Origin of the sequence: Mycolicibacterium houstonense (genome assembly GCF_900078665.2) — a bacterium.
In the GTDB taxonomy this organism is placed as follows: domain Bacteria; phylum Actinomycetota; class Actinomycetes; order Mycobacteriales; family Mycobacteriaceae; genus Mycobacterium; species Mycobacterium houstonense.
In genome coordinates, this window is sequence record NZ_LT546207.1 from 983730 (window position 1) to 1009069 (window position 25340).

At 64.2% G+C, this 25340-nt stretch carries 25 protein-coding genes and 1 pseudogene; 13 read left to right on the forward strand and 13 right to left on the reverse strand.

The features are described from left to right. Positions 1–445 precede the first annotated feature (445 nt). The 5 genes and pseudogenes from BN4332_RS04860 (at position 446) to BN4332_RS04880 (ending at position 7850) form a co-directional block, all read left to right on the forward strand. Positions 446–4162 (forward strand): NACHT domain-containing protein, encoded by a 3717-nt coding sequence (locus BN4332_RS04860; protein WP_160110809.1) that lies wholly within the window; start codon positions 446–448, stop codon positions 4160–4162. Between the two features lie 894 nt (positions 4163–5056). Then, positions 5057–5521: pseudogene (locus BN4332_RS04865) on the forward strand (DEAD/DEAH box helicase family protein); the annotation flags it as partial. 101 nt (positions 5522–5622) lie between these two features. Beyond that, positions 5623–6000, forward strand: a complete 378-nt coding sequence (locus BN4332_RS04870; RefSeq protein ID WP_066897420.1) for an antitoxin VbhA family protein — start codon at positions 5623–5625, stop codon at positions 5998–6000. A 975-nt stretch (positions 6001–6975) separates the two neighbouring features. Beyond that, on the forward strand, positions 6976–7185 hold the full coding sequence (locus BN4332_RS04875) for a hypothetical protein (RefSeq protein ID WP_066897421.1): 210 nt from the start codon (positions 6976–6978) through the stop codon (positions 7183–7185). 113 nt (positions 7186–7298) lie between these two features. Then, complete coding sequence (locus BN4332_RS04880) at positions 7299–7850, forward strand: YaeQ family protein (protein ID WP_066897491.1); 552 nt, start codon at positions 7299–7301, stop codon at positions 7848–7850. Positions 7851–7915: 65 nt separating this feature from the next. Here the strand turns inward: BN4332_RS04880 and BN4332_RS04885 are convergent, their stop codons facing one another. From BN4332_RS04885 to BN4332_RS04925, 8 genes are all read right to left on the reverse strand, one after another. Next, positions 7916–8425 carry an ATP-binding protein gene (locus BN4332_RS04885; protein WP_235654020.1) on the reverse strand — a complete coding sequence of 170 codons (510 nt, stop codon included), beginning with the start codon at positions 8423–8425 and terminating at the stop codon, positions 7916–7918. Between the two features lie 16 nt (positions 8426–8441). Beyond that, positions 8442–8900, reverse strand: coding sequence for a GNAT family N-acetyltransferase (locus BN4332_RS04890; protein WP_096866835.1), 459 nt, complete (start codon positions 8898–8900; stop codon positions 8442–8444). A gap of 90 nt (positions 8901–8990) precedes the next feature. Beyond that, on the reverse strand, positions 8991–9203 hold the full coding sequence (locus BN4332_RS04895; RefSeq protein ID WP_064848386.1) for a CsbD family protein: 213 nt from the start codon (positions 9201–9203) through the stop codon (positions 8991–8993). A gap of 102 nt (positions 9204–9305) precedes the next feature. Next, positions 9306–9860 carry a hypothetical protein gene (locus BN4332_RS04900; RefSeq protein WP_066897423.1) on the reverse strand — a complete coding sequence of 185 codons (555 nt, stop codon included), beginning with the start codon at positions 9858–9860 and terminating at the stop codon, positions 9306–9308. After that, complete coding sequence (locus BN4332_RS04905; RefSeq protein WP_066897424.1) at positions 9857–10633, reverse strand: hypothetical protein; 777 nt, start codon at positions 10631–10633, stop codon at positions 9857–9859. Before BN4332_RS04905 ends, BN4332_RS04900 begins: the two co-directional genes overlap by 4 nt. Positions 10634–10635: 2 nt before the next feature. Continuing rightward, positions 10636–10818: a hypothetical protein gene (locus tag BN4332_RS04910; RefSeq protein WP_066897425.1), complete on the reverse strand. Its 183-nt coding sequence runs from the start codon at positions 10816–10818 to the stop codon at positions 10636–10638. Between the two features lie 213 nt (positions 10819–11031). Then, positions 11032–11340 carry a hypothetical protein gene (locus tag BN4332_RS04920; protein WP_066897426.1) on the reverse strand — a complete coding sequence of 103 codons (309 nt, stop codon included), beginning with the start codon at positions 11338–11340 and terminating at the stop codon, positions 11032–11034. Then, positions 11337–11807: an Asp23/Gls24 family envelope stress response protein gene (locus BN4332_RS04925; protein ID WP_066897427.1), complete on the reverse strand. Its 471-nt coding sequence runs from the start codon at positions 11805–11807 to the stop codon at positions 11337–11339. Before BN4332_RS04925 ends, BN4332_RS04920 begins: the two co-directional genes overlap by 4 nt. A 150-nt stretch (positions 11808–11957) precedes the next feature. Between BN4332_RS04925 and BN4332_RS04930 the strand changes: the two genes are divergently transcribed. Both BN4332_RS04930 and BN4332_RS04935 read left to right on the forward strand, forming a co-directional pair. Next, a complete protein-coding gene (locus BN4332_RS04930; protein WP_084459180.1) occupies positions 11958–12503 on the forward strand; it encodes an RNA polymerase sigma factor in 546 nt (181 codons plus the stop codon). Between the two features lie 71 nt (positions 12504–12574). Then, complete coding sequence (locus BN4332_RS04935; RefSeq protein WP_066897429.1) at positions 12575–13102, forward strand: hypothetical protein; 528 nt, start codon at positions 12575–12577, stop codon at positions 13100–13102. Positions 13103–13115: 13 nt separating this feature from the next. Here BN4332_RS04935 and allB read toward each other — a convergent pair whose 3' ends face one another. Next, positions 13116–14483, reverse strand: a complete 1368-nt coding sequence (gene allB / locus BN4332_RS04940) for an allantoinase AllB (RefSeq protein ID WP_066897493.1) — start codon at positions 14481–14483, stop codon at positions 13116–13118. Positions 14484–14707: 224 nt separating this feature from the next. Here allB and BN4332_RS04945 point away from each other — a divergent pair, with 224 nt between their 5' ends. Together BN4332_RS04945 and BN4332_RS04950 are read left to right on the forward strand one after the other, a co-directional pair. Then, entirely contained in the window at positions 14708–16213 is a 1506-nt protein-coding gene (locus BN4332_RS04945) for an NCS1 family nucleobase:cation symporter-1 (protein ID WP_066897494.1), read from the forward strand. Positions 16214–16224: 11 nt separating this feature from the next. Beyond that, positions 16225–16947, forward strand: a complete 723-nt coding sequence (locus tag BN4332_RS04950; RefSeq protein WP_066897430.1) for an aspartate/glutamate racemase family protein — start codon at positions 16225–16227, stop codon at positions 16945–16947. Between the two features lie 74 nt (positions 16948–17021). On the opposite strand, the gene BN4332_RS04955 is transcribed toward BN4332_RS04950, so the two are convergent. Next, positions 17022–17837: a bifunctional allantoicase/(S)-ureidoglycine aminohydrolase gene (locus BN4332_RS04955; RefSeq protein WP_066897431.1), complete on the reverse strand. Its 816-nt coding sequence runs from the start codon at positions 17835–17837 to the stop codon at positions 17022–17024. Positions 17838–17845: 8 nt separating this feature from the next. Beyond that, on the reverse strand, positions 17846–19123 hold the full coding sequence (locus BN4332_RS04960; protein ID WP_066897432.1) for a DUF6986 family protein: 1278 nt from the start codon (positions 19121–19123) through the stop codon (positions 17846–17848). A 177-nt stretch (positions 19124–19300) separates the two neighbouring features. On the opposite strand from BN4332_RS04960, the gene BN4332_RS04965 reads away from it, so the two are divergent. Next, a complete protein-coding gene (locus BN4332_RS04965; protein WP_066897433.1) occupies positions 19301–20062 on the forward strand; it encodes an IclR family transcriptional regulator in 762 nt (253 codons plus the stop codon). 30 nt (positions 20063–20092) lie between these two features. Here the strand turns inward: BN4332_RS04965 and BN4332_RS04970 are convergent, their stop codons facing one another. After that, positions 20093–20740, reverse strand: a complete 648-nt coding sequence (locus tag BN4332_RS04970; protein WP_074132980.1) for a TIGR03086 family metal-binding protein — start codon at positions 20738–20740, stop codon at positions 20093–20095. Positions 20741–20796: 56 nt separating this feature from the next. Between BN4332_RS04970 and BN4332_RS04975 the strand changes: the two genes are divergently transcribed. The 3 genes from BN4332_RS04975 (at position 20797) to BN4332_RS04985 (ending at position 24446) form a co-directional block, all read left to right on the forward strand. Then, positions 20797–21753 carry a helix-turn-helix transcriptional regulator gene (locus BN4332_RS04975; RefSeq protein ID WP_276079885.1) on the forward strand — a complete coding sequence of 319 codons (957 nt, stop codon included), beginning with the start codon at positions 20797–20799 and terminating at the stop codon, positions 21751–21753. A gap of 81 nt (positions 21754–21834) precedes the next feature. Further along, positions 21835–22644, forward strand: a complete 810-nt coding sequence (locus tag BN4332_RS04980; protein WP_066897434.1) for an LLM class F420-dependent oxidoreductase — start codon at positions 21835–21837, stop codon at positions 22642–22644. A 116-nt stretch (positions 22645–22760) separates the two neighbouring features. Further along, positions 22761–24446 carry a GMC family oxidoreductase gene (locus BN4332_RS04985; RefSeq protein WP_066897435.1) on the forward strand — a complete coding sequence of 562 codons (1686 nt, stop codon included), beginning with the start codon at positions 22761–22763 and terminating at the stop codon, positions 24444–24446. Between the two features lie 84 nt (positions 24447–24530). Here the strand turns inward: BN4332_RS04985 and BN4332_RS04990 are convergent, their stop codons facing one another. Continuing rightward, entirely contained in the window at positions 24531–25082 is a 552-nt protein-coding gene (locus tag BN4332_RS04990) for a nuclear transport factor 2 family protein (protein WP_066897436.1), read from the reverse strand. Positions 25083–25340: the final 258 nt, after the last annotated feature.

Genomic DNA, 25340 nt, shown 5'->3' on the forward strand with positions numbered 1-25340 from the left:
GAAGCCTCCCCAGAATTACCCGCTCCCCGGTTCTCGCTACGGGCCTTGGCTCTCACGATGGTCGCTGTCCCGATATCTGCCCGGTAGAACCGTTCCTCGGACCGCAACCCATGCCAGCGGCGTGCTGGCCTCTTCATTGCCTGAGCGCATCGACACGGTGGGACGCGGCGCACGCCGACACTTTCGCACCGGCGTCACCCAGCCAGCGCTGATCAACCGGTCCAGTGAGCATGGGTTGGCAGGAACGCGGCCGAGAACTGCAACAGAGAGTGCAGATCCCGGAACGTTCGCTCTGGGCGCAAGGACCATGGCTTTGCTGCGAGTGGGCATCAAGGTGTTGCACGAGACAAACCGATCGCTGTCCGCGCCTACTGCCTCACCCACCGTTGGCCGCCGCCCGCAGTTGATCGTGACTCGAATGGCTAATCGATACAACGTCAGCGGCATGTTGCAGACCGAACCGTCCGCATTGACGACTACGAATAGCGGTGCGTCAACCATAATCAGAGGGGTGGCCGTATCGTCATCGCCGTCGTCGAGGATGCCTGTTGGGCCCTACTGGTACGAGAACCTTGGTGAGGACCAGTTCCAGAAGCTGTGTCATGTTCTTATCGCCGGCAAGTACGACAAGGTCACGTGCTACCCCGTCGGGCAGAAGGATGGCGGGCGAGACATCACGCAACAGAGCGGCTCCGGTGAAGTCGTGTACCAGGTCAAGTGGTCCAAAGATTCGGTGAAAAACCCTCTCACCTGGCTAGAGAATGCGGTCACCGGGGAGTCCGCCAAAATCAAGGCACGGGTAAAGGCCGGTGCAAACCGCTACGTTCTGATGACTTCAGTTGCTGGTACAGCGGCCGCTGCGACTGGCCCGAATGAATTCGGCGCTGGCACTATCGACAAGCTCGACACGATGCTTGCTGGATACGCGACGGAGTACGGCCTGGACTCTATGGAGTGCTGGTGGCGCGACGACATCGACGCATTGGTGTCTGCGCTGCCGCTATCGGTGCTGTGGCGGTTCCAAACGATGCTGGCCGGCCCTGAAGCAATGCGGTTTCTTCTATCGGCCGACCAGGAGGAGTCCACTGAAGCCAGGCTCGCACTGCTGGTCCGCAAGGCTGTCCAAGCGCAGTGGTGGCAGGACGTCAAGGTGAAGTTCAAGCAAGCCGAACTCGATAACGATGATCTCGAAGATCTGTTCGTTGACGTCAAGGCCTATCCGAACCCGACTCGAAATCTTGATCAGATCGCGGTCAGTCTGGTGGACCCGAACCCTATCGGTGCGGTCGAATACTTGGTCCGCTCACAGAAGCCGTTCTCGCTCGTACGAGGCGAGCCAGGTCAGGGAAAATCGACTCTGGGTCAGTACCTTTCGCAGATCTATCGGTCGGAGTTCGTCCCAGACGAACCGGGAACTAAGATCAAGCGTCCTGCACTGAAGCCTGGCCAGTCTCGAGTCCCGTTGCGGATTGACTTGCGTGACTATGGATCTTGGCTGGACGGCTGCGATCCATACGCGGACTCGACCTTGACTACGAAGTCACCGGCGAAGCTGCGAAAATCAGGCGCAATCGAGCGATTCCTCGCGGTCTTCCTTGCGGCGCTCACCGAATCCGACAGCATCGACATCGCAACCGTCGATGATCTTCTACAACGGTTTCCGGTAATGATTGTGTTCGACGGCTTGGACGAGGTCGCTCATCGTCAGACGCGTCAACGAGTCGTCACCGAGATCGAGAAGTTCGTAGGCCGATGGAGGGGTGGTAGCACAGTCCCCCCAAAAATTGTTGTCACGACTAGGCCGAACAGCTCGGAGCTACCCGAACCCAGCGCCCAATGGTTTGAACCAATCTCACTGCTGAAGCTAGATCGTGAGCTACGCGTGAGCTACCTGCGGAAGTGGTGCGCTGCGCGCGGGATCGTCAACCACGCAAAACGCGAACTGATGCATAGTTTCGATTCACGTACCGCCGAGCCGCACATCGCGCAACTGGCGGAAAACCCAATGCAGTTGACGATCCTGCTCTATCTTCTGCACCTGCAAGGCCATTCAGTACCGGACAAGCGGACGCCGCTCTATGACGACTATATGAAGACCTTCTTGAACCGCGAGGCCGAGAAGAGTGCATCGGTGCGCGACAACCGGGACAACCTTGAGGAGGTGACCGCCTATCTCGGTTGGCATTTGCAGGGGCTGGCCGAGCAGCAAGGTAGCAATGGACGGCTGGGCACCACCGACTTGAAGACGGAAATCTTCCGGTACTTGACGGCGGCCCAGAAGGACACGGCTTTAGTCGATGCGTTGTTCACCGACGTGACCGACCGAGTCTGGGCGCTGGCGAGCAAGTCGCAGGGGACGTTTGAGTTCGATGTGCAACCGGTACGCGAGTTCTTCGCCGCGAAATATCTCTCTCAGTACGCATCGGCGGATAAGTCGGAAGTACTCAAAGCCCTAATCCGGCGGCCGTTCTGGTTCAACACAAGCCGATTCTTTGCCGGATTTGCACACGCGAACGAGCTCGGCGGATTGGTTGACGGTCTCACGGAAGAGTTCATCGAGGCCAGACATCCGCTGTCGGAGCGCGTCGCAACGTGGACACTTCTGGCTGACGGCGTGTTCTCCTCCAAGACCACCGCCCAAAGGCGTGCGGTCGATCTGCTGTGTGATGACCTCAGTATCCGTCTGCTAAGGCACGGCAACGCTTCCTCCGAACCCTTGCCTACACTGCCGGCCGATCGTGGGTCGGCGATGTTGCGTGAGCGGTTGCTGGCTGCGGCAGCGGCACGGCCTGCCGAGGTCGTGTCACAGGAGCGGGTCAGCTTGGCGGCCAGCCTCGAAGCGGATGTGCATCCAGTGGGTCAGTGGTGGCTAGAGCATGCCCGGCCAATGTTCGGTGGCCCAGACGAATTGGCGTGGCTGCGTCTTGGCGCCCCGGTCGCTGCGGGACGCCTCCTCGACGAGATCAACGACCTTCCCGCACTTGCCCTCGCTGACTTTGCCGCGGTATCTGCAGGAGTCGCTGCTGGCATCGCGCCACTATCCGGGTCATCGGTCGAAAGTAAAATGGTGCGGGCGGTCCTAACCGGGCACTGTTCCGACGTTGTATCGCCGCGGACCGGTCTGGTCCCCGATCTTGTTAACGCGCTAGCGCCGCGTGAATTCATCGCCTTAGCCAAATCAGAGGACCGAAGTCTATTCGAGATGCGTTCCCCGCATTGTGATGAGCTGCTGCCAACGCTGAAGCGGCAGGATGCATTCCGGCGTCTCAAGAAGGTTGATCCGGTATTCGGCAAGGTGCAGAAAGCAATGAACAGGGTGCGCCTCTCGCCCAACACCGTTGCGCCTTGGAGCGATGCCGCCGAGCTTCTGCGTAGTGTTTACGGGCCGTCCTGGTTGTCCGCCGACATCGCCGTGATCGGCGCTGCGATCGACCTTAATAAGCGGCGTGATGTCGGACCGATGGACCCGAAGCGCTCGACGTTTGGCCCTGAGATCGACTATGGCCGCCTGGTCAATGACATCCGGCGAAATCGGAATCACATGCAGTGGTGGCTAGATCAGCGTATCGCGCTAACCGTGTCAGATCGCGCAGTGTGGGCCTTAGCCCTCGTCGCTGTCGCGGCTCCCACGGTTGTAGAGGCATGTTTGAGTGGGCTCAAGGAAGATACTGACGCACTTGATTCCGGCCAACTGGCAGCTCTTTTGACCAGCTCCAGCCGGCTAGGACTGTCGCATATCAGTCGCCGACTGCCACCAGATCTTGCCGCGACGGCGATTGACCTTTCTCTTCCTGTCGGTCTGATGATTGCTCACCACACAGACATCATGATGGCTGAGCCGAATCTACTAGCTGCCTTTACACCTCGGGTCGCTGAGCAGGCGGCCAAATTCGGCCCCGCAGGATGGCCAGCCTTGCACATCGCAGGGGTTTCGCTGCTCAAGACCGAGTCGCATGACTGGCTCGCAGTGCTTGAGGCTCATGGCCCAGCCGCAGTTGGCGGGGTGGCGCAGGGCCCCATACCCGATGAACTCTGCAAGCGGATCCTGTCCACCCCTGATCGGTACCCGCTGCAGTGGGTACTGATTGCCGAGGCGTCCCGATCTTCGCGGAATACGGAAACCCCGCTGCTGTCCTCAGCCGGTTTGTGGTTCGAGGATTGACACAGCGTTCTCCGATCCGAAAGGAACGAAAGCGTGCCGGTGCTGTGAGCTGCGTACTGTTGTAGTCTCCGGTCGGCCAATGCTCGACGAAGCTGCGCTCCGTACAGGCGACTCGGGCCCGTCGACCGTGTGAACTGACGAGTGTTGACACATAGCGTCAGCTGCTCAGCAAAGGCACTGGCAGGATGCAGAAGTTGATGCGCGGCATCAAACCGCCACGGTGATGACCGACCGGATTTGAACTGCGTCCGCAACCGGGCGTTAAAAGCTCAGGAGGGCACGTGAGGGACGTCTGGGTCGATATTCATCGTCGTGCGCGGTCGACTCTCCACGTCTGATGGTCGACTCTTCCGAAAAGCCACTCCTGAGCCTCATCCACAATACTCTTCGTTGCCGGTTTGTCGCGAACATCGTGTCAACCCGTCGCCGACCCTAGCTGTCAGATCCAGTGTCACTCTCATCATTTCGCGGACTCGTGCCACCGAGTTCGGCCGTGCTCCGGGATGACGTGACGGTGACGGATAGTTGGGACGGTTGTCGAGCGCTGTAGACAATTCTCCCGCTGCCCGGAATGTCCGCGGAAAGGCGAGAGCGCGGGATACATTGCGCAACAACATGCGATTGCAGGAACGCAGCTGTCGCTCTCCGATTTGGCCGGCCTATGCGGCCCGCGCCCGCGGCGGCTCGATACCGCGGGCGCGGGCGAGTGAGCCCGCGACTAGAGGTCAGGGTGGGGCAGTGGCCAAGCGTTAGGTCGCGCATGTCCGCGAGGATGCAGATGATGGCTCAAGACAGCTGCGTCGGTGTGCCGCCCGCGGCGAGCGACAGGGTTTCATATGTAGGTGACACTTCCCACCTCTTTGGCCGGCGCGTTGTGGCCACACCCAGCGTGACGCGGTGAAAGCCATGGCGAACTTTCTTGCGGGCAGTGGCGGCTCGCCGAGTGGTGCCGGGCTGGTCACCATGCCGACCGGTACCGGCAAGACAGCGGTCATTGCTGGCCTGATCGACAGTCGGCCGGATCGTCATTGGCTGGTGCTGGTGCCCAGGCGTGCGTTGGTTCGCCAGATCCGCCGCACGCTCGACACAGGATTGTGGGATCGACTGCAGCGCCCCAAACCATCCCAGTTCCCCGGTGTGCGTGAGCTGCCTGTCACCTCACGCATCGATGAGCTTGCCGACACCGCCACCGCGACGGTGTTTGTTGGCACGTTCCAGAAAGCCTTGCGTATCCAAGCAGAACTGGACGGCGACCCGGTACGACGCGATGCGTGTTTTGCGGGGTTCAACGCTGTGCTGGTCGATGAAGGTCACTATGAACCCTCACCGCAATGGTCGTGCGCGATACGGTATGCGTAATCTGCTGCGGGACAGTGACTTTACCGTTACCGCAGCAGGGGAGAAGTGTCACCGTGACGAAAGGGTCGCCCTCCGCGGGTACCGCGTCATACACTGACGGAGTGAGTGGCGAGACCGCCGATCATGAACCCGTCGACTTGGCCAACCTGGCCGAGTTGCTACACAACAGCGGCTTGTCCAGCAAGGATCAACATGCCGTGCGAACAGCCGTCGTCGATAGCATGATCGAAGGCGCGACACCCAACCGCGACTTAGTGCAACGGCTCATCGAACTCGCCGCCGGGCGAATCACCATCAACGAATACCAAAGCCAAGTACTCAAGACAGCTGACGCCGACCCCTGCGCCGGCAACACGATCACCGCGGCGGCCCGGCCGCGGCGGTTCGGCCAGCTACCCGACCTCGGGGTACCAGACAACTTCGACGACCCACTTCGAGGCACGGAAAACCCTGCGCAGGAAGGCAATTCGGCCAGCTAGCCTCGATCGGCCACATCCAGCCCCACACCACACAGTTACGTCACTGTGACGATTAGGTAGGGCATCCGTCGGATCTCGAACCGCGTTGCGGGAGTAGTTAGCCGGCACTCTCAGGCAGTCGCGGACGATCCGAGAGCAATCAGTCCGGCACTGTCATATCATCGCGGATTCGGCCGGCGATCACGGCATTCAAGCGGCCGCGGTGGGCCGGGAACATCGAACACGCTGCAAAAACAGCACTCTCAGATGGTTCCGGAAAACAGGGCAGAATCGGATTGCTCTCATGCTTTCCCGGATTACTGTCAACTAGTTCCGGATCGGACACTCGAAGGCACGCAGTACGCCATTGGTCATCACGTATCGCCAGTTTGGATCTGTACCGATAAGCTACATTATGTCAGGCTGTAAGTTGGTTATTCGAGTCCCGCCGGCGCGACACACCGTTCCCCGTCCGCCGTGCCAGGGTCGGACGCATCTTGGGCCGGGCCTGCTGACCAACACGACCCAGCCGATCTGGAGGTAGCACATGGCCGCAACGAGGATTGTTGTGGGCGCAGTCAGTCTTTCGCGATAATGCGGCTGTGCTCCGTCGTGCGCCGTTTCCGCTCCTAGCGCAAATGCCTGCAGAATTGCAGGACGTGATTCTGGACTTCCGTTGGGATATCGAGCGACTGCACGCACTGGACCTGCCCACGTGCACGGTCGCGGCCAGCGATCTGGCTTGGCATCTGGACCTATCTGCGCGGGGACGGTCAGATCGTGGTTCTGGATGGAATACACCGGCTCCTGAAAGCCTCACTCACGGACCGAACAGACATCCCAGTGCGCGTACTAGCGCCGCATCGGTTCGACGCTATCGCCGTGCCTGACCCGCGCCGGTGGCGGTCCGGTCGCGGCCGATCCCCAACCGAGCCTGGTGACGTTAACGTGCTCCGTCAAGTATGAGTGCTTTCGTTCGGGCCGTAGGCTCACGGCATGCACATCGTGACTCTGGCCAGCACCGCCGCAACGGCGACGCTGACGGTGGCGCTGGCGGCCTATTCCGCGTTGATCCTCGCCAGCATCGCAGTCGCGATCGACGCCGCCCGCCGGCACCGACGGCGCCGGGCGATCGCCGCCGCAGTGATGGTTGGGGTGCTGACCCTGGGCGGGCTGGTTATGGCGATTCTCAGCAGCGTCGCATGAACCTCACAACGCGGTGCGCGTGAACACCGGATAGTTGGCGCCTGACACGGCGGCCCGACCACTCAGGGCGGCCCGACTTGCTCGAGGCACACCACCTGGGTGGACACTATGACGTGGCCCTTTCTGCAACAGTCTTCAAAGTCGAACTTGGCGTCTCCGATGTCGACCACGGTTACTACGCCGATCACACGCTGACCGTGGCCCGTCATCCCAGTGAGACCGATGAACGGATGGTAGTGCGGTTGTTGGCCTTTGGGCTGCGCGCACACCGACTCGGCGACGTCGACGGTGAGTTGGCGTTCGGGCCGGGCTTGTCCACCCCTGGCGTACCGGACTTGCGGCTCGCCGACTACACCGGCCGGACCCTGGAGTGGATCAACGTCGGCCAGCCCGACGAACGCGTCTTGGGCAAGGCGGCCAGCCAGGCCGACCAGGTGCTGCTGTTCCCTTTTGCCGCCGGCGTGGCCACCTGGTGGCGCACCGTCGGCCCCAAAGTCGCCGGGCTGCCGAACCTGTCGGTGGTCCAGATACCGCACGCAGCAGTGCAGCAACTGGCCCAGACTGTCGAACGACGGGTCTCGGCGCAGGTGATGGTGATCGAAGGCCAGGTGACGATGACCCTAGGCGGAGTCGACGTCACCTTCACACCCGAGCAATTGCAGTGAACGTCTGAGCCCGGGCTGCTAGTCGATGGCGTTAGCGCCCAGTTCTGGGCAGATGGATCAATGCACTAGCGGGCAGCGAGTGGATCGTCGGCGATACCGACCAGGATATCAGCAATCTCCGATACCGTTGCGGTGGTGACGATCTCGTGTGTAGCCGCCTCTCGCAACAGAGGCTCTACCGCAGCAATGTCACCCAAGATCTGCGACCGTTGCTCGGCAGTCTTACCGAACGGGTTGTTCGTGCGCCGGGCTATTCGATCGAGCACCACCTCGGTCGGGGCGCTCAAGAGCACAACCGCATCAAAACGCTCATAGAACCGCACCTGGTTGGCCACGGTGCCTTGGATGAACAGCGGCCGCCCGCGCGGCCGGCCCAACAACTCGTTGATCAACGCTTCCCGCCACAGCGGCTCACCGTCGACCATTTCAATCCACGAGCCCTCGTCCGTATCAACGGTGTCGAAGCCCCTGCGGGCAAGCTCGGCTAACACCGTTGACTTCCCGACTCCGGACATCCCCGTCACCAACACCGCGCGCCCCGACATGGACAACGATCCAACCACCTTCCGGGCCACCCGGCGATCACACGCATCAGAGCGTATGGATCTCCATCAGCGGCAGTTCACGGCCAGGGATAGAGCTGGATTCGACGCTTCCGGTTCGATGGGCGCCCATGGCGCGGTAGAACGATTCGGCGTTCGGGTCGGAGGTGATGGTGAGCCGTCGGATGCCGATGTCGCGCGCGGCGCGAACCGCGTGGCGGAACAGCTCTGCCCCTACGCCGGTACCGATGGCCTCGGGAGCGACAAACAGCATGTCCAATTCCGCAGACGGAGGGTCACCGTCGATGGTGACGAATCCGACGATGGAGCCACAGCGTTCGGCGATGGCGGCGCGACGCGTGGCAACCTCCGACGGAGTAATGGTCAGCTCGGGTCGGAAGGATTCGAGAAGGCTCTCGTTGTAGCCCCAGTGCCCTTTAGACCGAACAGCCAGCTCGGTCAACAGAGCTGCTTCCTCGGGCCGGCCCGGTCTGATCGTGATGGCCATGCCGGTCAGTCTTCCAGACCCCGTTTTGAAGCGGTGACTCAATATGACGTCCCGCCCGGTACTGAACCCGGACGGGACAACATACTTTGGTTACGCGTTGCCGGTTAGCCGGTCTTTGATGGATTCCACACCGTCCTTGACCTTCTCGGCGGTATCGGCCACCTTCTGCTTCACTGCTGCGATCCCCTGATCAGCCTGCCCTTCGGCTTTGAGATCGTCGTTGCCGGTGGCCGCGCCGGCCGCCTCTTTGGCGCGTCCCTTGAGATCGTCGACCTTGTTGCGCGCATCGTCTGCAATCCCCATGTCCTGCAGTCCCTTTCGTGTCGGAGCAACCCATCGACGGTCACCCACTCTTTACCGATCCAGCGTACTCCCCTCGTTTCTGCACTGGATGCCTATCCCCCGTCAGATCACCTGCGGGCGTGCCTTTTCCGGTCGCACGTGCTTGACCAGCAGCTGAAATTCGAAGTCGGCGCCTGCCGCCCGCTGGGCATCGGCAGCACATCTGCGGGCCAGCCGGTGAACCTCGGCGGCAGACGTTTGCGGGGGCACCTGCACGGTGACGCGCATGATCGGCCTACCGCGTTCGATCCGAGTGCGGGCCTTGGCGCCCTGCACGGCGGGATGACTTCCCACATCGACAGCGACCGCGTCGGCGATCCGGTCGAGATTCACCGCGCCGGCGTCGCCATTCACAGTGCGCACCGCGGCAGGGCGCAGGTGCAGCAGCAGCAGCCACAGCCCCAGCACTACCGCGATGAGGCCTACCCCACCCAATACTGCCGGCCACCAGGGCCATTCGGAGGTGCGTGTCAACACCCCGGGCTGCAGGCGTTCGGCCGATTCACGGGCTACCCGGAGGTTCACGCGGTATCCGATCAGCCAACCGCCCGCCGTGAGCAACACCAGGGCCACGACGGCGGTCAGCAGTCGATCCATCACGCGGACAACCGACGTCATTGTTCATCTCCTTCGGAGGCCGCGTCGCGCACCGACTCGGAACGCCAGGCCTCGACCGCGTGCCGTTGCACCCACACCCCGTCGCCGACTGGGTGATACGCCATCCGACGCGGTTTAACCGCGACGATGAGCAGGATCGCCCCCGCGAGCACCGCCACGACCGCACCCGGCCACGTCCACCATTGCCATTGGGCGCCCCCGGCCCAGTCGAGCACCGGTGTGATCCACGCGGCCCCACCGATCCAGTCGACGTCGATGAGGGCATCGCGCACGGCCACTACGCCGGCCGCGATGACCATCAGCGCAATCAGTACGCCGGTGATTGTGGAAGCTGCGGTACGGCGCGGGGCGAATCGTCCGCGGCTGCTGGCGGTTCCGGCGTTCAGTTCGGTATCCGCCGCGTACGCGTCGGCGACCTGTGCCGGCGTCCTGTCGCTGACGATTCGGCTGATCCGCACACCCAGGTGACGCGGCTGCTCACCGAGCGACAGCGACAATTCACGCGACACCGCGGATTCGACCTCGTTGAGGATCGTCGTGCCGTCAACCGGCCAATTCGCCGCAATATCTATGTCGACCGCGCGCGACTGCGATCCGCCGCCGATGCGCACCGCGGGCAATGTCCCGCCCGGCACGATGGTGCGCCGGCGGACAACGCCTGGCACCGAGAGCGCCGCGTGCTCGATCAGCCGCTGCCGCACGCGGTCGCTGATCACTGTCTGGCCGCGTTCGGGTTGCGCCACAAGCGCGGCCACCACCGGTTCGGTTGTCACCCTCAGCTCCTGGGACGGCGCCCGAGTGCCGTCAGATCGACCGTCCCGTCCAGGTGGGCCCCGATCGCTGCGCCGGCACCGCCGAGGATCAATGCCAGCAGGAAGCCGATCAGACCACCGGCGGCCGCGGCGATTGCCAGCAGCAGGCCGGCGAAAAGACCTATCACAACGTACTTTTGGTTCATCGTTGAGCTTTCTTCGAACTATTGACGCGGCGGATGCGCCTGCGTCTGGTGAGGTACGCCGCGAGCCGTCCCCGGCAGGTACGCCGGATCCGGATTGCGGGTCGCGATGCACCGCGATCAAATGCGGCGAGCGCTGCAATCAGGGCCTCGGCAGAACCGCCGATGTCGGGATGATGCCGACGGACGGCGTCGCGGCGGGCACGACGATCGAATTCAGTCACCGCACGCATCGTGTTGCTCGACCACCGCAACATCGCCGACCACCACGTCGACCGGAACTCCCGCGGCGGCGCTAGCGACGCGCTGCACCTGTTCGGCGACATCGAGTAGGTGCTCCCGCAACTGCAGCACCACGTGGACTTCTCCACTGTCGGCTCCGAGTCGTATACCGCGAACGGTCCGGCCAGGCAGATGCGTCGCCGGGACGCCCGGCCCGAAGTGCAGCCCGATCACACCGTCGACGGCGGTCACGGTCTGCACCACGCGGTCGACGCGGTCAGCGATCGGTGCCGTCTGACTCATACGACGCGGGGCTCGCCGGCATTGTCGCCCTCGGCGTCATCGTCGTCGGCGAAGTGGACGTCATGCACCGTGATGTTGACCTCGGTGACCTCAAGCCCGGTCATGTTCTCGACCGCGGCGATAACGTTGCTGCGGATACCGTCGGCCAGATCGTGGATCGCGATGCCGTACTCCGCCACGATCCCGATATCCACAGCGGCCTGTCGCTCACCGACCTCGACACTGACCCCCTGAGTGAGGCTCGGCGAACCCGGGAGGGTCTCCCGTAACTTGCCGACAACGCGTGCCGCCTGGCCACCGAGGTCGTACACGCCATCGATCTCGCGGGTCGCGATCCCGGCGATCTTGGAGACGACGATGTCGGCGATGGTCGTGGCACCGTGGCCGGCCACCTTCGCGACGTCCTTGCCCACCCGGTCGACGGCTACATCCGAGCTAACTTCCCGGGGCTGGGTTGCTGCGGTCATCAACTTCTCCTTCTAGGCTGATTCCCCGAACATTTCGTTCGGCACAATGGGTTAGTCGGGGGCGGGTGCGCGGAGCGCACGCAAATGAGACGTAGGCCACAATGACGGAAGAACGCGACGGGGGTGGCAGTGGCAGCGGGCAGACTTGGACTGTTGGAATGGCTCTCCGACGATGCGCTGGCCCGCCGCGCCCAACGTGGCGACGCGGAGGCCTTCGACGCACTGGTGGTGCGCCACGCGCCGGCGCTGCACCGGTTCGTAGCAAACACTTACCCGGACCGCGACGAGTGCGATGACATCGTGCAGGAGACGTTTATCACGGCGTGGAAGGCGCTGCCCACGTTCGCGTTTCGATCGCAGTTCCGCACCTGGTTGTATTCGCTGGCGTCCCGCAGAACCATCGACGCCCTTCGGCGCCGGCGCCCGCAGACCGGGCTCGACTCGACCGCGGATACCCCGGACCTCACGCCGGGGCCAGGCCAGCGCGCGTTAGCCGGGGACTTCATGGCGGCACTCAATCGCGAACTGGCCCTGCTGCCCTATCCAGCGCGGGCGGCCTGGTGGCTGCGCGAGGTGTACGACCTGCCGCTCTCAGAGATCGCCACCGTGCTGCACACCACCGAGGGATCCGTGCGGGGCCACCTGCAACGCACCCGAAAGCGGCTCGCCGCGGCGCTTGAGGAGTTCCGCCCATGACTGCATCGAAGCAATCGGTCCGGCCCGGCGACTATGCATCGGGCACCGCGTCACGTAACACTGGAGGGTGGATGCGTAGCACAGCCACGGACGATTACGACGCCGTCGAACAGTCGACGGCGTGGATCGCCGATGCCACGCGCAACCTGGCGGGGCTGCAATCGTCACCCGAGGTAGGCGTCAACCATGCAGTCGATCCACGCTGGGGAGAAGGCAGCTCAGCCCTCGACCGCCTCCGCACCACCATCGCTCATCACATCGCCGCGCTCCCGCGCCAAGGACGCCCAATCCACAGCGCTCGCACCGGGATCAGCATCACGCACCTGGCGCTGGCCAAAGTGCTGACATGGCAACTGGCCGAACCCGCCGCTGCCGCCGAGGCGGCAGTAGCCGACGTGGAGGTGCAGGTTGACGGGTACGCCGTTTCGGAGGTGCATATCCACCTGGTGGCAGTCGGTGCCGACCCGCGTGACACCACCTACCTACACGATGGCGACCGGCTGCGCGAGCACGCAGCGGCCGTCGTCGCCGAGATAATCGGGGACACCCCTCACATCACGCTGACATGGGAGGACATCGCTCTGCCGCCCGACGCGTAGCCGGAGGTTGGTGCTACACGCCGCCGCGGCGCAGCATCCGACCCTGTGGGGTCTGGAAGTCAATCTTCTTGCCGCGCAACCAAGTACTCGTCACGACACCGGCGAGTGCACGCCCGTCGTACGGGCTGATCGGGTTCTTGTGGTGCAGCTTGTGCACGTCGACGACCTGCGCAGATTCGGGCTCGAAGATCGCGAAATCGGCGTCGTAGCCCAGCGCGATCTTGCCCTTGTTGTTCAGGCCGGCGAGCTCGGCGGGTTTGGCTGCCATCCAGTCGAGCACCTGTGTGAGTGCGATCCCGCGGCGCTTGGCCTCGGTCCAGATCAACGACAGACCCAGCTGCAGCGACGCGACACCACCCCAGGCGACGCCGAAGTCGCCGTTTTCGACGTCCTTCAGGTCGACCGTCGACGGTGAGTGATCAGAGACGATGCAGTCGATCGTGCCGTCGAGCAGGCCCTGCCACAGCAGTTCCCGATTCGATGCCTCGCGGATCGGCGGACAGCACTTGAACGCGGTCGCGCCGTTCGGGATCTCCTCGGCGAGAAGCGTCAAGTAATGCGGGCACGTCTCGACAGTGATCTTGACGCCGTCGCGCTTGGCGGTGGCGAGCATGGGCAGCGCATCCGACGACGACAGATGCAGGATATGCGCGCGGGCACCGGTCCATCGAGCGCGCTCGATGACCTCGGCGATCGCCACATTCTCGGCGCCGCGCGGCCGTGACGCCAGGAATCGTTCGTACCGGTCCCCCTCGGCCGACGGCGCATGGTCGATGGCGCGGGAGTCCTCGGCGTGCACGATCATCATGGAGTCGAAACCGGCGAGTACGGCCATGTCCTTCTCCATCTCATCGGCGTCGAGATGCGGGAACTCGTCGACACCAGAGTGCAGCAGGAAGCATTTGAAGCCGAACACGCCTTCGTCGTGCAGACCGCGCAGATCGCCGGTGTTGCCCGGAATCGCGCCGCCCCAGAAGCCGACGTCGATGTGTGTCTTGCCCGATGCAGCCGCGCGCTTGGCATTCAGTGCTTCGACGTTGACCGTCGGCGGAATCGAGTTCAGCGGCATGTCGATCAGGGTGGTCACACCGCCCGCCGCGGCCGCGCGGGTAGCGGAGTCGAACCCCTCCCACTCGGTGCGGCCCGGTTCATTGACGTGCACATGCGTATCGACCAAGCCGGGAATCATGACCTGTTCGTCGGTGAGTTCGACGATCTCCGCGCCGGTGAGGCCGCTGCCCAGCGGCTCGATCGCGACGACGCGACCGTCGCGGATACCGATCTCGCGGGCGACGATTCCCGCCGTCGTCAGTGTGCGCTCGCCGCGGACCACCAGGTCGAAATCGGGTTGGTTGGACCGCTCCCCTGCGTCGGCGATCATCGGCTTCTCTTCCATGCTGCGAGCATAATTCCTCATCGTGGAAATGAAACTCCGTAACGTGGTGGACTCTAGATGTGAGCGTCGACACAGTCAATCGCTCGAAAAGCTTGACAGGTGGTAGGCGGATACGACTTACTTACTGAATCTGTGGAATATTACTTCCACAGAGTGGAATGTTTGCGACGGCGTTCAGCGTCGTCGCTCCGACCGTGACAGGCGTATCCATGACCACAGAGTCCACCGGGCTGATCGGCGACTCCAACCGTACCGATGCAATCCCGTTCGCCGATGTGAGTCCGCATCTGTACAACGCCGATCTCGCGCCCACCAAGCGCGAAGGCCGGCGGTGGGGCGCGTACAACATCTTCACGTTGTGGGCCAACGACGTGCACAGCCTGGGCAACTATTCGTTCGCCATCGGACTGTTCGCCCTCGGCCTCGGTGGATGGCAGATCCTGGTGGCGCTCGGCCTCGGCGGCGCCTTCCTCTTCTTACTGCTCAGCCTTTCCGGCTTCATGGGTGAAAAGACCGGTGTCCCGTTCCCCGTGATGAGCCGCATCGCCTTCGGTATCCGCGGTGCACAGGTGCCCGCCATCATCCGTGGCGCGGTCGCGATCGCATGGTTCGGCATCCAGACCTACCTCGCATCGGTGGTGCTGCGCATCTTGATCATCGCGCTCGCACCGTCGGCGCAGACGCTGGACTCGAACCGCTTCCTGGGATTGTCGACGCTCGGCTGGATCTCGTTCGTCGCGCTGTGGGTGATCCAGGTGGTCATCGTCAGCTATGGCATGGAGATGATCCGCAAGTACGAGGCGTTCGCCGGTCCGGTCATTCTGATCACGATGGTCGCGCTCGCGATCTGGATGCTCAACAACGCCGACTGGTCCATCGCGTGGACGACGCCCGACTCGCTGACCGGCGTCGACATGTGGATGAAGATCGTCGGCGGCGCCAGCTTGTGGGTCGCGATCTACGGCACGTTCGTACTCAACTTCTGCGACTTCACCCGCAACGCGACGTCCAAGCGGGCGATCGTGAAGGGCAACTTCTGGGGCATCCCGCTCAACATGCTCGTATTCGGCGGCATCGTCATCACTCTGGCCGGCGCTCAGTTCCGCATCGACGGACGCATCATCGACGCGCCCGCCGACATCGTCAAGGAAGTCCCGAACACCGTGCTGCTGGTGCTCGCGGCGCTCGCGCTGCTGATCCTGACCGTCGCCGTGAACATGATGGCCAACTTCGTCGCACCGATCTATGCGCTCAACAACCTGTTCCCCAAGCACCTGAACTTCCGTCGCGCAGCGTTCATCTCGGCCGTCATCGGCCTGGTGATCCTGCCGTGGAACCTCTACAACTCCCCTGCCGTCATCAACTACTTCCTCGGTGGCCTCGGAGCCATTCTGGGACCGCTGTTCGGCATCATCATGGCCGACTACTGGCTGGTGCGTCGCTCCAACATCAACGTTCTGGCCCTGTTCACAACCGACGCCGACGGTGAATACCACTACGCAAAGGGCATCAACGTGCGTGCCGTGGTCGCCCTCGTCATCACGGCGGTAGTCGCCCTCCTGCTGGCGTTCGTTCCCGCGTTCAGGGTCGTCTCGGAGTTCTCCTGGTTCATCGGCGCAGGGCTCGGCGCGATCGTGTACCTGGTGGTGGCAGACCGCCGGGGACCGTTCAACGATGTCTCCGGCGAGCCGATCGCCGTCGCCAGCACGCACTAGTAGGGACCGCCATGAGAATCCTCGTAGCCAACGTCAACACCACGGTTTCGATGACCGATGCCATCGCCGAGTCGGCGCGCGGTGTCGCGTCGCCGGGTACCGAGATCGTCGGCATCACACCGCGTTTCGGTGCGGACTCATGCGAGGGCAACTTCGAGAGCTACCTGGCCGCCATCGCGGTCATGGATGCGATCACGTCATACCCCGAACCGTTCGACGCGGTGATTCAAGCCGGCTACGGCGAGCACGGTCGGGAAGGTCTGCAGGAGTTGCTCGACGTCCCGGTGGTGGACATCACCGAGGCGGCCGCGTCGACGGCCATGTACCTCGGGCACAAGTACTCGGTCGTCACCACGCTCGACCGCACCGTCCCGTTGATCGAAGACCGTCTCAAGCTCGCCGGCCTCGACGCACGATGCGCGTCGGTCCGGGCATCCGGCCTCGGTGTGCTGGAACTGGAGTCGGATCCGGATCGCGCAGTCGAGGCGATCGTCCACCAGGCGCGCGAGGCAGTCGAAAACGATCACGCCGAAGTGATCTGTCTGGGCTGCGGCGGCATGGCCGAACTCGAGGAGAAGGTGAAGGCCGCGACCGGCGTCCCGATCGTCGACGGAGTCCGCTCGGCGGTCACCATCGCCGAAGGTCTGGTCCGGATGGGTCTGTCCACGTCGAAGGTGCGCACCTATGCGACTCCGCGTGAGAAGAAGGTCATCGGCTGGCCTTTTCAGCCGTAGGCCAATGCCATAGCCATGCCATAGAAGAAATAGACGTGACCGGGCGCCTCTTCCGAGGCGCCCGGTTCGACGTGTCAGAGCATGATCTGGCGGTTGACGTCCTTGTACAGCAGGTACCGGAAGTTCGACGGCCCGCCCGCGTAGCACGCCTGCGGGCAGAAGGCGCGTAGCGACAGGAAGTCGCCTTCCTGAACTTCCACCCAGTCGCCGTTGAGGTGATAGACGGCCTTGCCTTCGAGCATCAGCAGGCCGTGTTCCATGACGTGGGTCTCAGCGAACGGAATGGTGGCGCCGGGCTCGAAGGTGACGATGTTGACGTGCATGTCGTACCCGAGATCCTGCGGATCGAGCATGCGCGTCGTGCGCCATTTGCCATCGGTCCCCGGCATCGCCGACGGTTCGATATCCCGCTCGTTGCCGAACTTCACCGATACCGGGTGGCCCTCGATGGCCTCATAGCGTTTGCGGATCCACACGAACGTCGCGTCGGCGTCGCCGTTGTTGTGGGCCGACCAGTCAGTGCCCGCCGGAAGGTAAGCGAAGCCCCCCTCGGTGAGGGTCTGCGACTGGCCTGCCGCGTCGACGGTGAGCGCACCGGAGGTGACGAACAGGAAGCTCTGCACCTCGGGTTGCGGCTCCGGTCGCTGCGCCCCGCCGCCCGGTTTGACCTCGACGATCGCCTGGTAATACGTCGTCGCACCACCGGCGACCGGTCGGTTGATGATCCATGCGCGGGTATCGGTCCACTCCGGGAACACCGAGGTGACGATGTCCGAGAGGACACCGCGCGGGATCACCGTGTAGGCCTCGGTGACGATGGCGCGGTCGGTCAGCAGATCGGTCTGCGGGGGCAGGCCGCCCCTGGGCGTGTAGTACGACGCTTTGGTCACTGGGGGGGTCACTGATTGCTCCTGGTTGTGCGGCCGAGCGCGATGTCGCGCACGGTGGATTTGGGGAGGTCGGTGGCGGTCTCGATCTCGTCGGTGGTGAGGGCGCCGCACACGCTGCCACGGTGGATCACGTTCGCCAGTGCGCGAGCGGTGGCCGGCTCGTCCATCACGGTGGAGTCGAGCTGGTGGACGTAGTTGCGCAGGCGGGTCGCCGCTGGGGCGAAGGCACCGCGGTAGAACGCGTAGGTCGCCAGGTATCGGGTGACCAGTTGGGCAGGGTGCATGTCCCAGCCCTGGTAGATGCCGCGTTCCAGGTGGCGCCGGACGAGGCGCGCGTGCAGCTTCCACGCCATGGCGACGTTGTCGGGATCGCCGACCGGCAGGATGTTGGTCGAGCCGTCGGACATGTGGACACCGGTGCCTGCTACGGCGAGTTGCATGACGTTCTTGGCGTGGTCGGCTGCCGGATGCTCCATCGACTGGTAGGCGGCGGCGATGCCGAGCGACGCCGAGTAGTCGTAGGTGCCGTAGTGCAGCGAGCTGACGCGGCCCTGGCCGGCGTGGATGAACTGGGCGACGGGTGCGCGGCCATCGGCGCCGAGGATGGCCTGCGGTGTCTCGACCTGCACCTCGAAACGAATGCGGCCATCCGGCAGTCCGTTCGCAGCTTCCAGAGCGCTTGCGACGTCGACCATCGCCTCGACCTGGTCGACGGAAGTCACCTTGGGGAGGGTGAGGGTGAGGCCGTCGGGCAGCCCCCCGGACTCGACGAGTCCGCTGACGAACATGTCCAGCGTGCGCAGTCCCCGCGCACGGGTGCCTGCTTCGAAGCACTTGAAGCGGGTGCCGACGAACGGCGTCGAGGTACCTGCGTCGAGCGCCATCCGCAGTGCGGCGACCGCCTGTGCGACATCGGCGTCCTCGGTCGCATCGTCGAAGGTGCCGTAGCCGTCCTCGAAGTCGATGCGGAGGTCTTCGATCGGCTCGGTGGTCAGCTTGTTCTCGACGAGGGTTGCGAGCGTCTCGGGCGCACAGTCGGTTCCGCTGCCCGCGCCGACGAGCGCAGCCACCGCGTCGAGCCCGCCCGCGTCCTTCGCGGTACCGAGAGCGATGGCGCCCCAGTCGGCAGGCATCGTCGCCGAGTACCGGTTGCCCGGGACGTAGACGGTGTGGATCGGCTGCCGACGGCCGTCATCACCCGGGTATTGGTTCACCAGTAGCGCGTCGGCGGCCGTGAGCCGGCGATCGACGTCGGTCAGCACCGCATCGTCGAGGCGTCGTGTCACTGGTTCCCCTCCCCCGTCCGGAAATCTCCGTGAATACAGAATTCCACATTGTGGAGTTTAGCGTGAGTGTTATCGGAGCATGACGTCCCGATGTCTGCCGGAATATTTTTTCCATATTGCGGAAACAATCTTGGGGATGTTTGATGGAACGACAAAGTTCGACCGGGAGTGGACTGTATGGCGGAGAAATCGGGCGGCGTGCAGTCGGTGGAGCGCGCGTTCGAGTTGATGGAATTGATCGGACGTGCCGGCGGAGAGTGCTCGCTGACGGAGTTGTCGGCGGAATCACCATTGCCCCCGCCGACAATTCATCGTCTCCTGCGCACCTTGGTCGGACTCGGCTATGTGCGTCAACTGCCCAATCGCCGCTACGCCCTGGGCCCGAGGTTGATTCGGCTCGGTGAAGTGGCGAACCGCCAGCTCGGCGCGGTCGCCGCCCCGGTGCTGCAGTCGCTGGTCGACGAACTGTCGGAGACCGCGAGTCTGGCAGTGCTCGACGGTGACATGGTGATCTACACCGGCCAGGTGCTGCCGCCGAAGCTCATGCAGACGAACACTGAGGTCGGCAAGCGCGTCGGACTGCACACAACCGGCGTGGGCAAGGCGGTTCTGGGTGAGTTGGACGATGCACGCATTCTGAAACTGGTCACGCAGTCTGGATTTCCCGCGCCGACCGAGAACAGTGCGTCGACCCTGTCTGCGGTGTTCGCGAACGTCGAACGGGTGCGCGTCGACGGTTATGCGATCGACAACGAGGAGTCCGAGATCGGTGTTCGGTCCGTCGCGATGGCGGTGCCCGGCGCTCCGACGCCGATGGCAATCGGCATTTCCGGGCCCACGGCTCGCGTCGATGCGGACTTGATCGCTCGAGCCGTTCCCGCACTGAAGAAGGCAACCGGCGTGATCTCGGAGGCCCTGATCGGGGCGAAGGAGCGGTAAACCCCGTTTTCGACTCCGCCCCAGCGGCTTTCACCAGCGGCGCGGATCCCGGCCGTTCCAGGCGACGAGGCGGTCGATGGCGGAGGCATCGTCGGGGATCGGGACGGCCTCGGCGAACGGGACGGCGACCTCGTCGAAACCCCTTGCCGCCGAGATCTGCTCATACAGATCACGGCGGTTCTCCGCCGGGAGGATCCTGCGTGCCCCGTCGAACGCCGCGGCCACGACCGTGTCGTCCCAATCGGGCTGCCGGCCGGTCGCCGTCGCGAGATCCCAGGTGTGGACGGTCAGCTCGGAGAAGTAGGACGCCAGCACTTCGGCGCCGCTGCCTTCGATCCACGGCAGAGCCATGGGTCGGACCAGGATGGCGTCATCGCTCCAGGTATCCGCGGCCCGCCTCCCCGACTCTCGCCACGCGACGGTCCAGCGATCGTCGGCGACAGCGATTTCGGTCACTGCCAATGGATCCTCGCCGTGGCCTAGCGCGGCAACTCGGTCAAGCACGCCGACGAGGTGGGCGAGCAAGGCTCGCACGTCCATCTCTGTGCACGGCGTCGGGTCCGTCAGTTGCTCTGGCCGGACGCCGGCGATAACGGCCGCGCCGGTAGCGATGGCACGGTCGAGGATCAGCCGGGGATCCTCGGGGTGGCCCGTTTGGGAACTGGTCGATGTGATCATGGGGTCATTGTGCGGACCGAAACCGGTCACCTAGTGGCCGGTTTGATGGAAGTGTGATGCAGGTGCGAGCCGATCGGCTGGTGGCCATCCTCCTCCTGCTCCAACAACGTGAGCAGGTCACAGCGTCGGAGGTCGCGCTGGAGTTGGAGGTTTCCGAACGGACCGCCCGCCGCGACCTCGAAGCGTTGTCCGTTGCCGGGTTGCCCGTGTACTCCGTGCAGGGCCGAGGGGGCGGGTGGCGGCTCTTGGGCGGCGCTCGCACCGACCTCTCCGGGCTGACGGCGGGCGAGGTCCGTGCCCTGTTTCTGGTAGCCGGACCGGCCTCGACGGCACCACCGGGCGTGAAGGCCGCACTGCGCAAGCTCGTAGGCGCGCTCCCCGAGCCCTTCCGGGAGCAGGCCGAGGCTGCCGCCACATCGCTCGTCGTAGACCCGGGGCACTGGGGATCCAGCCGGCTCGAGCCCCGACGTCCCCGGTTCCTCGACGACCTGCAAGAGGCGGTGATCCGCGGCGTCCAGGTACGCCTGCGCTACGTCGACCGCACGGGCTCCGAGACCGAGCGAACCGTCCATCCACTGGGCATCGTCGCCAAGGGCCCCACGTGGTACCTGGTCTCGAATACGGAGGCCGGTCGACGCACCTTCCGGATCGACCGTGTCTCGTCGGCCGAGTTGACCGGCGCTTCCGTCCAACGACCCGAAGGATTCGACCTCGCCGAGAGCTGGCGCGAGATCGCCGACGAGATCGACCGAAAGCGCACCCCCTTCGAGGCCCAGGCCTTGTGCAGTCCCGACGGGCTCGGCCTGCTCCGCATGGCGTTCGGGGTCCGCCTCGAAGTAGGCGGTTCCGCGCCAGACGGTCGGGTCGAGATCGTCGTCCGCGGCCGCGACGAGTACACCCTCGCAGGCGAACTCGCCGGACTGAACGATTGGCTCGAAGTCACCGGCCCGCAAGGGGTGCGCGACCACCTCGCTTCGATCGGCCTCGCGCTTGTGACGCGGTACATCCGCTGACATCGACGTGCCGAACCGGAATAAAGTCCTCACCTAGGCAACTTGGCTCTGGAGTCGCCCTTTCCCGACTCAGGAGCCATCATGACCCGTCCCGTTCGCGTCGCCGTGCAGATCCAGCCCGGTGGTACGCCCGACTACCGCACATGGCGCGACGCCGTCCTCGCCGCCGACGACCTCGGCGCTGACGTGATCTTCGGTTACGACCACTTCCACCGCCCGGCGATGGAGGCCATCGTCGACGGCAAGCCCGTCCTGCTCGCCGAACAGCCCGACGTTGCCAACTTCGAGGGATGGACCGCGCTCGCGTCGTGGGGTGAGATCACCTCGCACGCCGAGATCGGCCTCCTCGTCACCGGCGTCGGTTACCGCAACCCGGACCTGCTCGCCGACATGGCGCGCACCGTCGACCACATCAGCGGCGGCAGGCTCATCCTCGGCCTCGGCGCCGGGTGGTACGAAAAGGACTACACCACATACTGTTACGACTTCGGCACCTTCGGTACGCGCTTCGACCTGTTCGATGAGAGCCTGCTCCGCATCGAGAACCGGCTGGCGGCGCTGATCCCGCCGCCGGTGCGCAAGCTGCCGATCCTCATCGGCGGCACGGGCCCCAAGCGCTCGCTGCCCGCCGTTGCCCGGCACGCCGACATCTGGCACGCGTTCCAAGACCTCGATGCGTTCCGCAGGTCCAGCGACCGCGTCGACGAGTTGGCAGCGACGTTCGGCCGCAATGGCGCCGATATCGAACGCTCGACACTGTGGCAGAACGCCGACAGCGCCGACGCCTTCCGCGAGGCCGGGGTCACGCTGTTCCAGACGGAGCTCACCTCCGACGACGGATACGACCTCACGTCGCTCAAACAGGTGCTCACATGGCGGGACAACGGGTGACGAGTTAGGCACCCCGCCCTCCTCTGGTGCCAACACGGGACCGAATATGCAGTGATCGGATACCTCGTCACGCACACTGGGTGTCGCACCCGACGCCATGGAGGAACGATCTCGGAATGAGCCCCGCCGCCGAATTCGACTTCGTCATCGTGGGAGCAGGTAGTGCGGGCTGCCTGCTCGCCAATCGGCTCAGCGCCAACCCCGACCACCGTGTGCTCTTGATTGAGGCCGGCGGAAAAGACGACTGGTTCTGGATCAAGGTGCCGGTGGGCTATCTGTACACCATCGCCAACCCCCGAACTGACTGGTGCTTCACAACCGAGGCCGACCCGGGTCTGGCCGGCCGCAGCATTCACTACGCGCGGGGCCGGGTGATCGGTGGCTGCTCGTCGATCAACGCCATGATCCACATGCGCGGTCAGGCAAGCGATTACGCGCTGTGGGCGCAGGCCACCGGTGATGACCGCTGGCTTTGGGGTGGTCCGGACAGCCCAGGCGAAACGCTGGCGATCTACAAGGAGTTGGAGGACTACTTCGGCGGAGCCGACGACTGGCACGGCGTCGGTGGAGAGATCCGTGTCGAGCGACCGCGAGTGCGCTGGAAGATCTTGGACGCCTGGCAGGCCGCCGCCGCCCAGACGGGCATCGGCCCGATCGAGGAGTTCAACCGGGGCGACAACTCCGGCAGCGCGTACTTTCACGTCAACCAAAGGCGTGGCCGTCGCTGGTCGATGGCCGATGCTTTCCTGCACCCCATCGCCCACCGGCGCAATCTCACCGTCTACACCCAGACTCAGGCGTTGGGCCTGCTGATCGACGAGCAGGTCCACGAGGATCAGCGGCGCGGCGCGTGGACCACCGCCCGTCACCGCGTCACCGGCCTGCGGCTGCTCAAGGACGGCCAGATGATCGACGTCCGAGCCCGCCGGGAGGTGATCCTGAGCGCCGGAGCGATTGGCTCGCCGCACCTCATGCAGGTCTCAGGTCTGGGCCCGGCCGGACTGCTCACCCAGCATCACGTGCCGGTCACCGTCGATCTGCCGGGAGTGGGCGAGAACCTCCAGGACCATCTGCAGCTGCGAACGGTCTATCGCGTCCGGGGCGCCCGGACCGTCAACACGCTGTACCGGAACTGGATCACCCGCGGCGGCATGGGACTTCAGTACCTGACGCTGCGATCAGGACCGATGACCATGCCGCCGTCCACGCTGGGGGCTTTCGCGAAAAGTGATCCGGCGCTGGCGAGTCCAGATTTGGAGTGGCATGTGCAGCCCTTGTCATTGCCGAAGTTCGGCGAACCGTTACACCGCTACGCAGCGATCACTCCCTCGGTCTGCAATCTGCGCCCCAGCTCGCGCGGCCACGTCCGCATCGCCAGTGCCGATCCGCTGACCAACCCCAAGATCTCCTGCAACTACCTGTCCACCGACGCCGATCGTCAGATCGCCGTGAAGGGCCTCCGGATGACCCGGCAGATCATGGCGGCGCCGGCGCTGGCGCAGTACGCCCCACAAGAGTTGCTGCCGGGCCCACAACTGGTGAGCGACGAAGACCTGCAGCGGGCCGCCGGTGAACTCGGTACGACGATCTTTCACCCGGTGGGTACGTGCGCGATGGGAGCCTTTGACGCACAAGGTGTTCCGCGGTCAGACGGTACGGTGCTTGACACCGATTGTCGCGTGTATCGCGTCGCCGGCCTTCGGGTGGTAGACGCCTCGGCGATGCCCACCATCACGTCGGGCAACACCAACGCACCGGTCATGCTGATCGCGGAGCGCGCAGCGCGGGCGATCCTGAGATAGGTCTGGCCTACAACGTTTCTCAGCTATCTCAGGACCTGCCGTCCTCTGTAGAGCCGCTTTACTGCTGCAAAGGCAAGGTGAGCGTCACCGGGCGGTGTTGTGCCCGAGGAGCGAGAAGAACGCGTACGACGGGTCGTCGGGGCCGGGGCTGCCCAGGGGCGTGGCACGCGTCATGGGATGGCTCGTGTCGACGATCGATGGGTCGTGAACGTGCGCCCAATCAGTCACGATCTGTCGGGCGGTGAATCCCCATATACCGTCGCGCTTCTCGTACTTGTCCAGATATCGACCGCCGATGATCAACTCGGTTTCGCCGTCGCCCACAACGAACGTGTGCGTGGCGATGCTGTAGATCTCCCCCTCCGCGCGGTCGCCGCTGATCGCGAAGTTCGTCGTGGTGATGTGGTGTTGCATCGATCGGAGATACGGCCGCGCATCAACGAGTGTGCGTACGAATTCGTCGACGGATCCCGACGAGAAGGAACCATGGTCATCTTCCGCGTCCTGGTGGTACAGGCTGCGCAGCGTCGCGATGTCCCCCCGATCGACCGCCCGGCAGTACCCGTGCACGAGCTTGCGCAGCGCGAATTCGTCGAGCATCTCCTGTAGTTGCGGGTCTGATGTGGCGGACGACATCCTGACAAGCTAGCCGAGGCACCTGACGGCTCACGCGCAAAGCGCCTCACGGACGGTCGCGGAGTGGAAACACGATCACGACACCGCCGACACCGACTCGAATGGCGAGGACGGCCAACAGGCGCTTCCTTGTCCCGACGGCCTGGACGCGTTCATGAGTCTGGTCGAGGAGCTGGAGCCCTGGAGCACCGCGACCGGGGCTCTGTGGTGCCCTACCAACCCTTACAACCACAACCACCACCGGCAGCCATCTCCGCC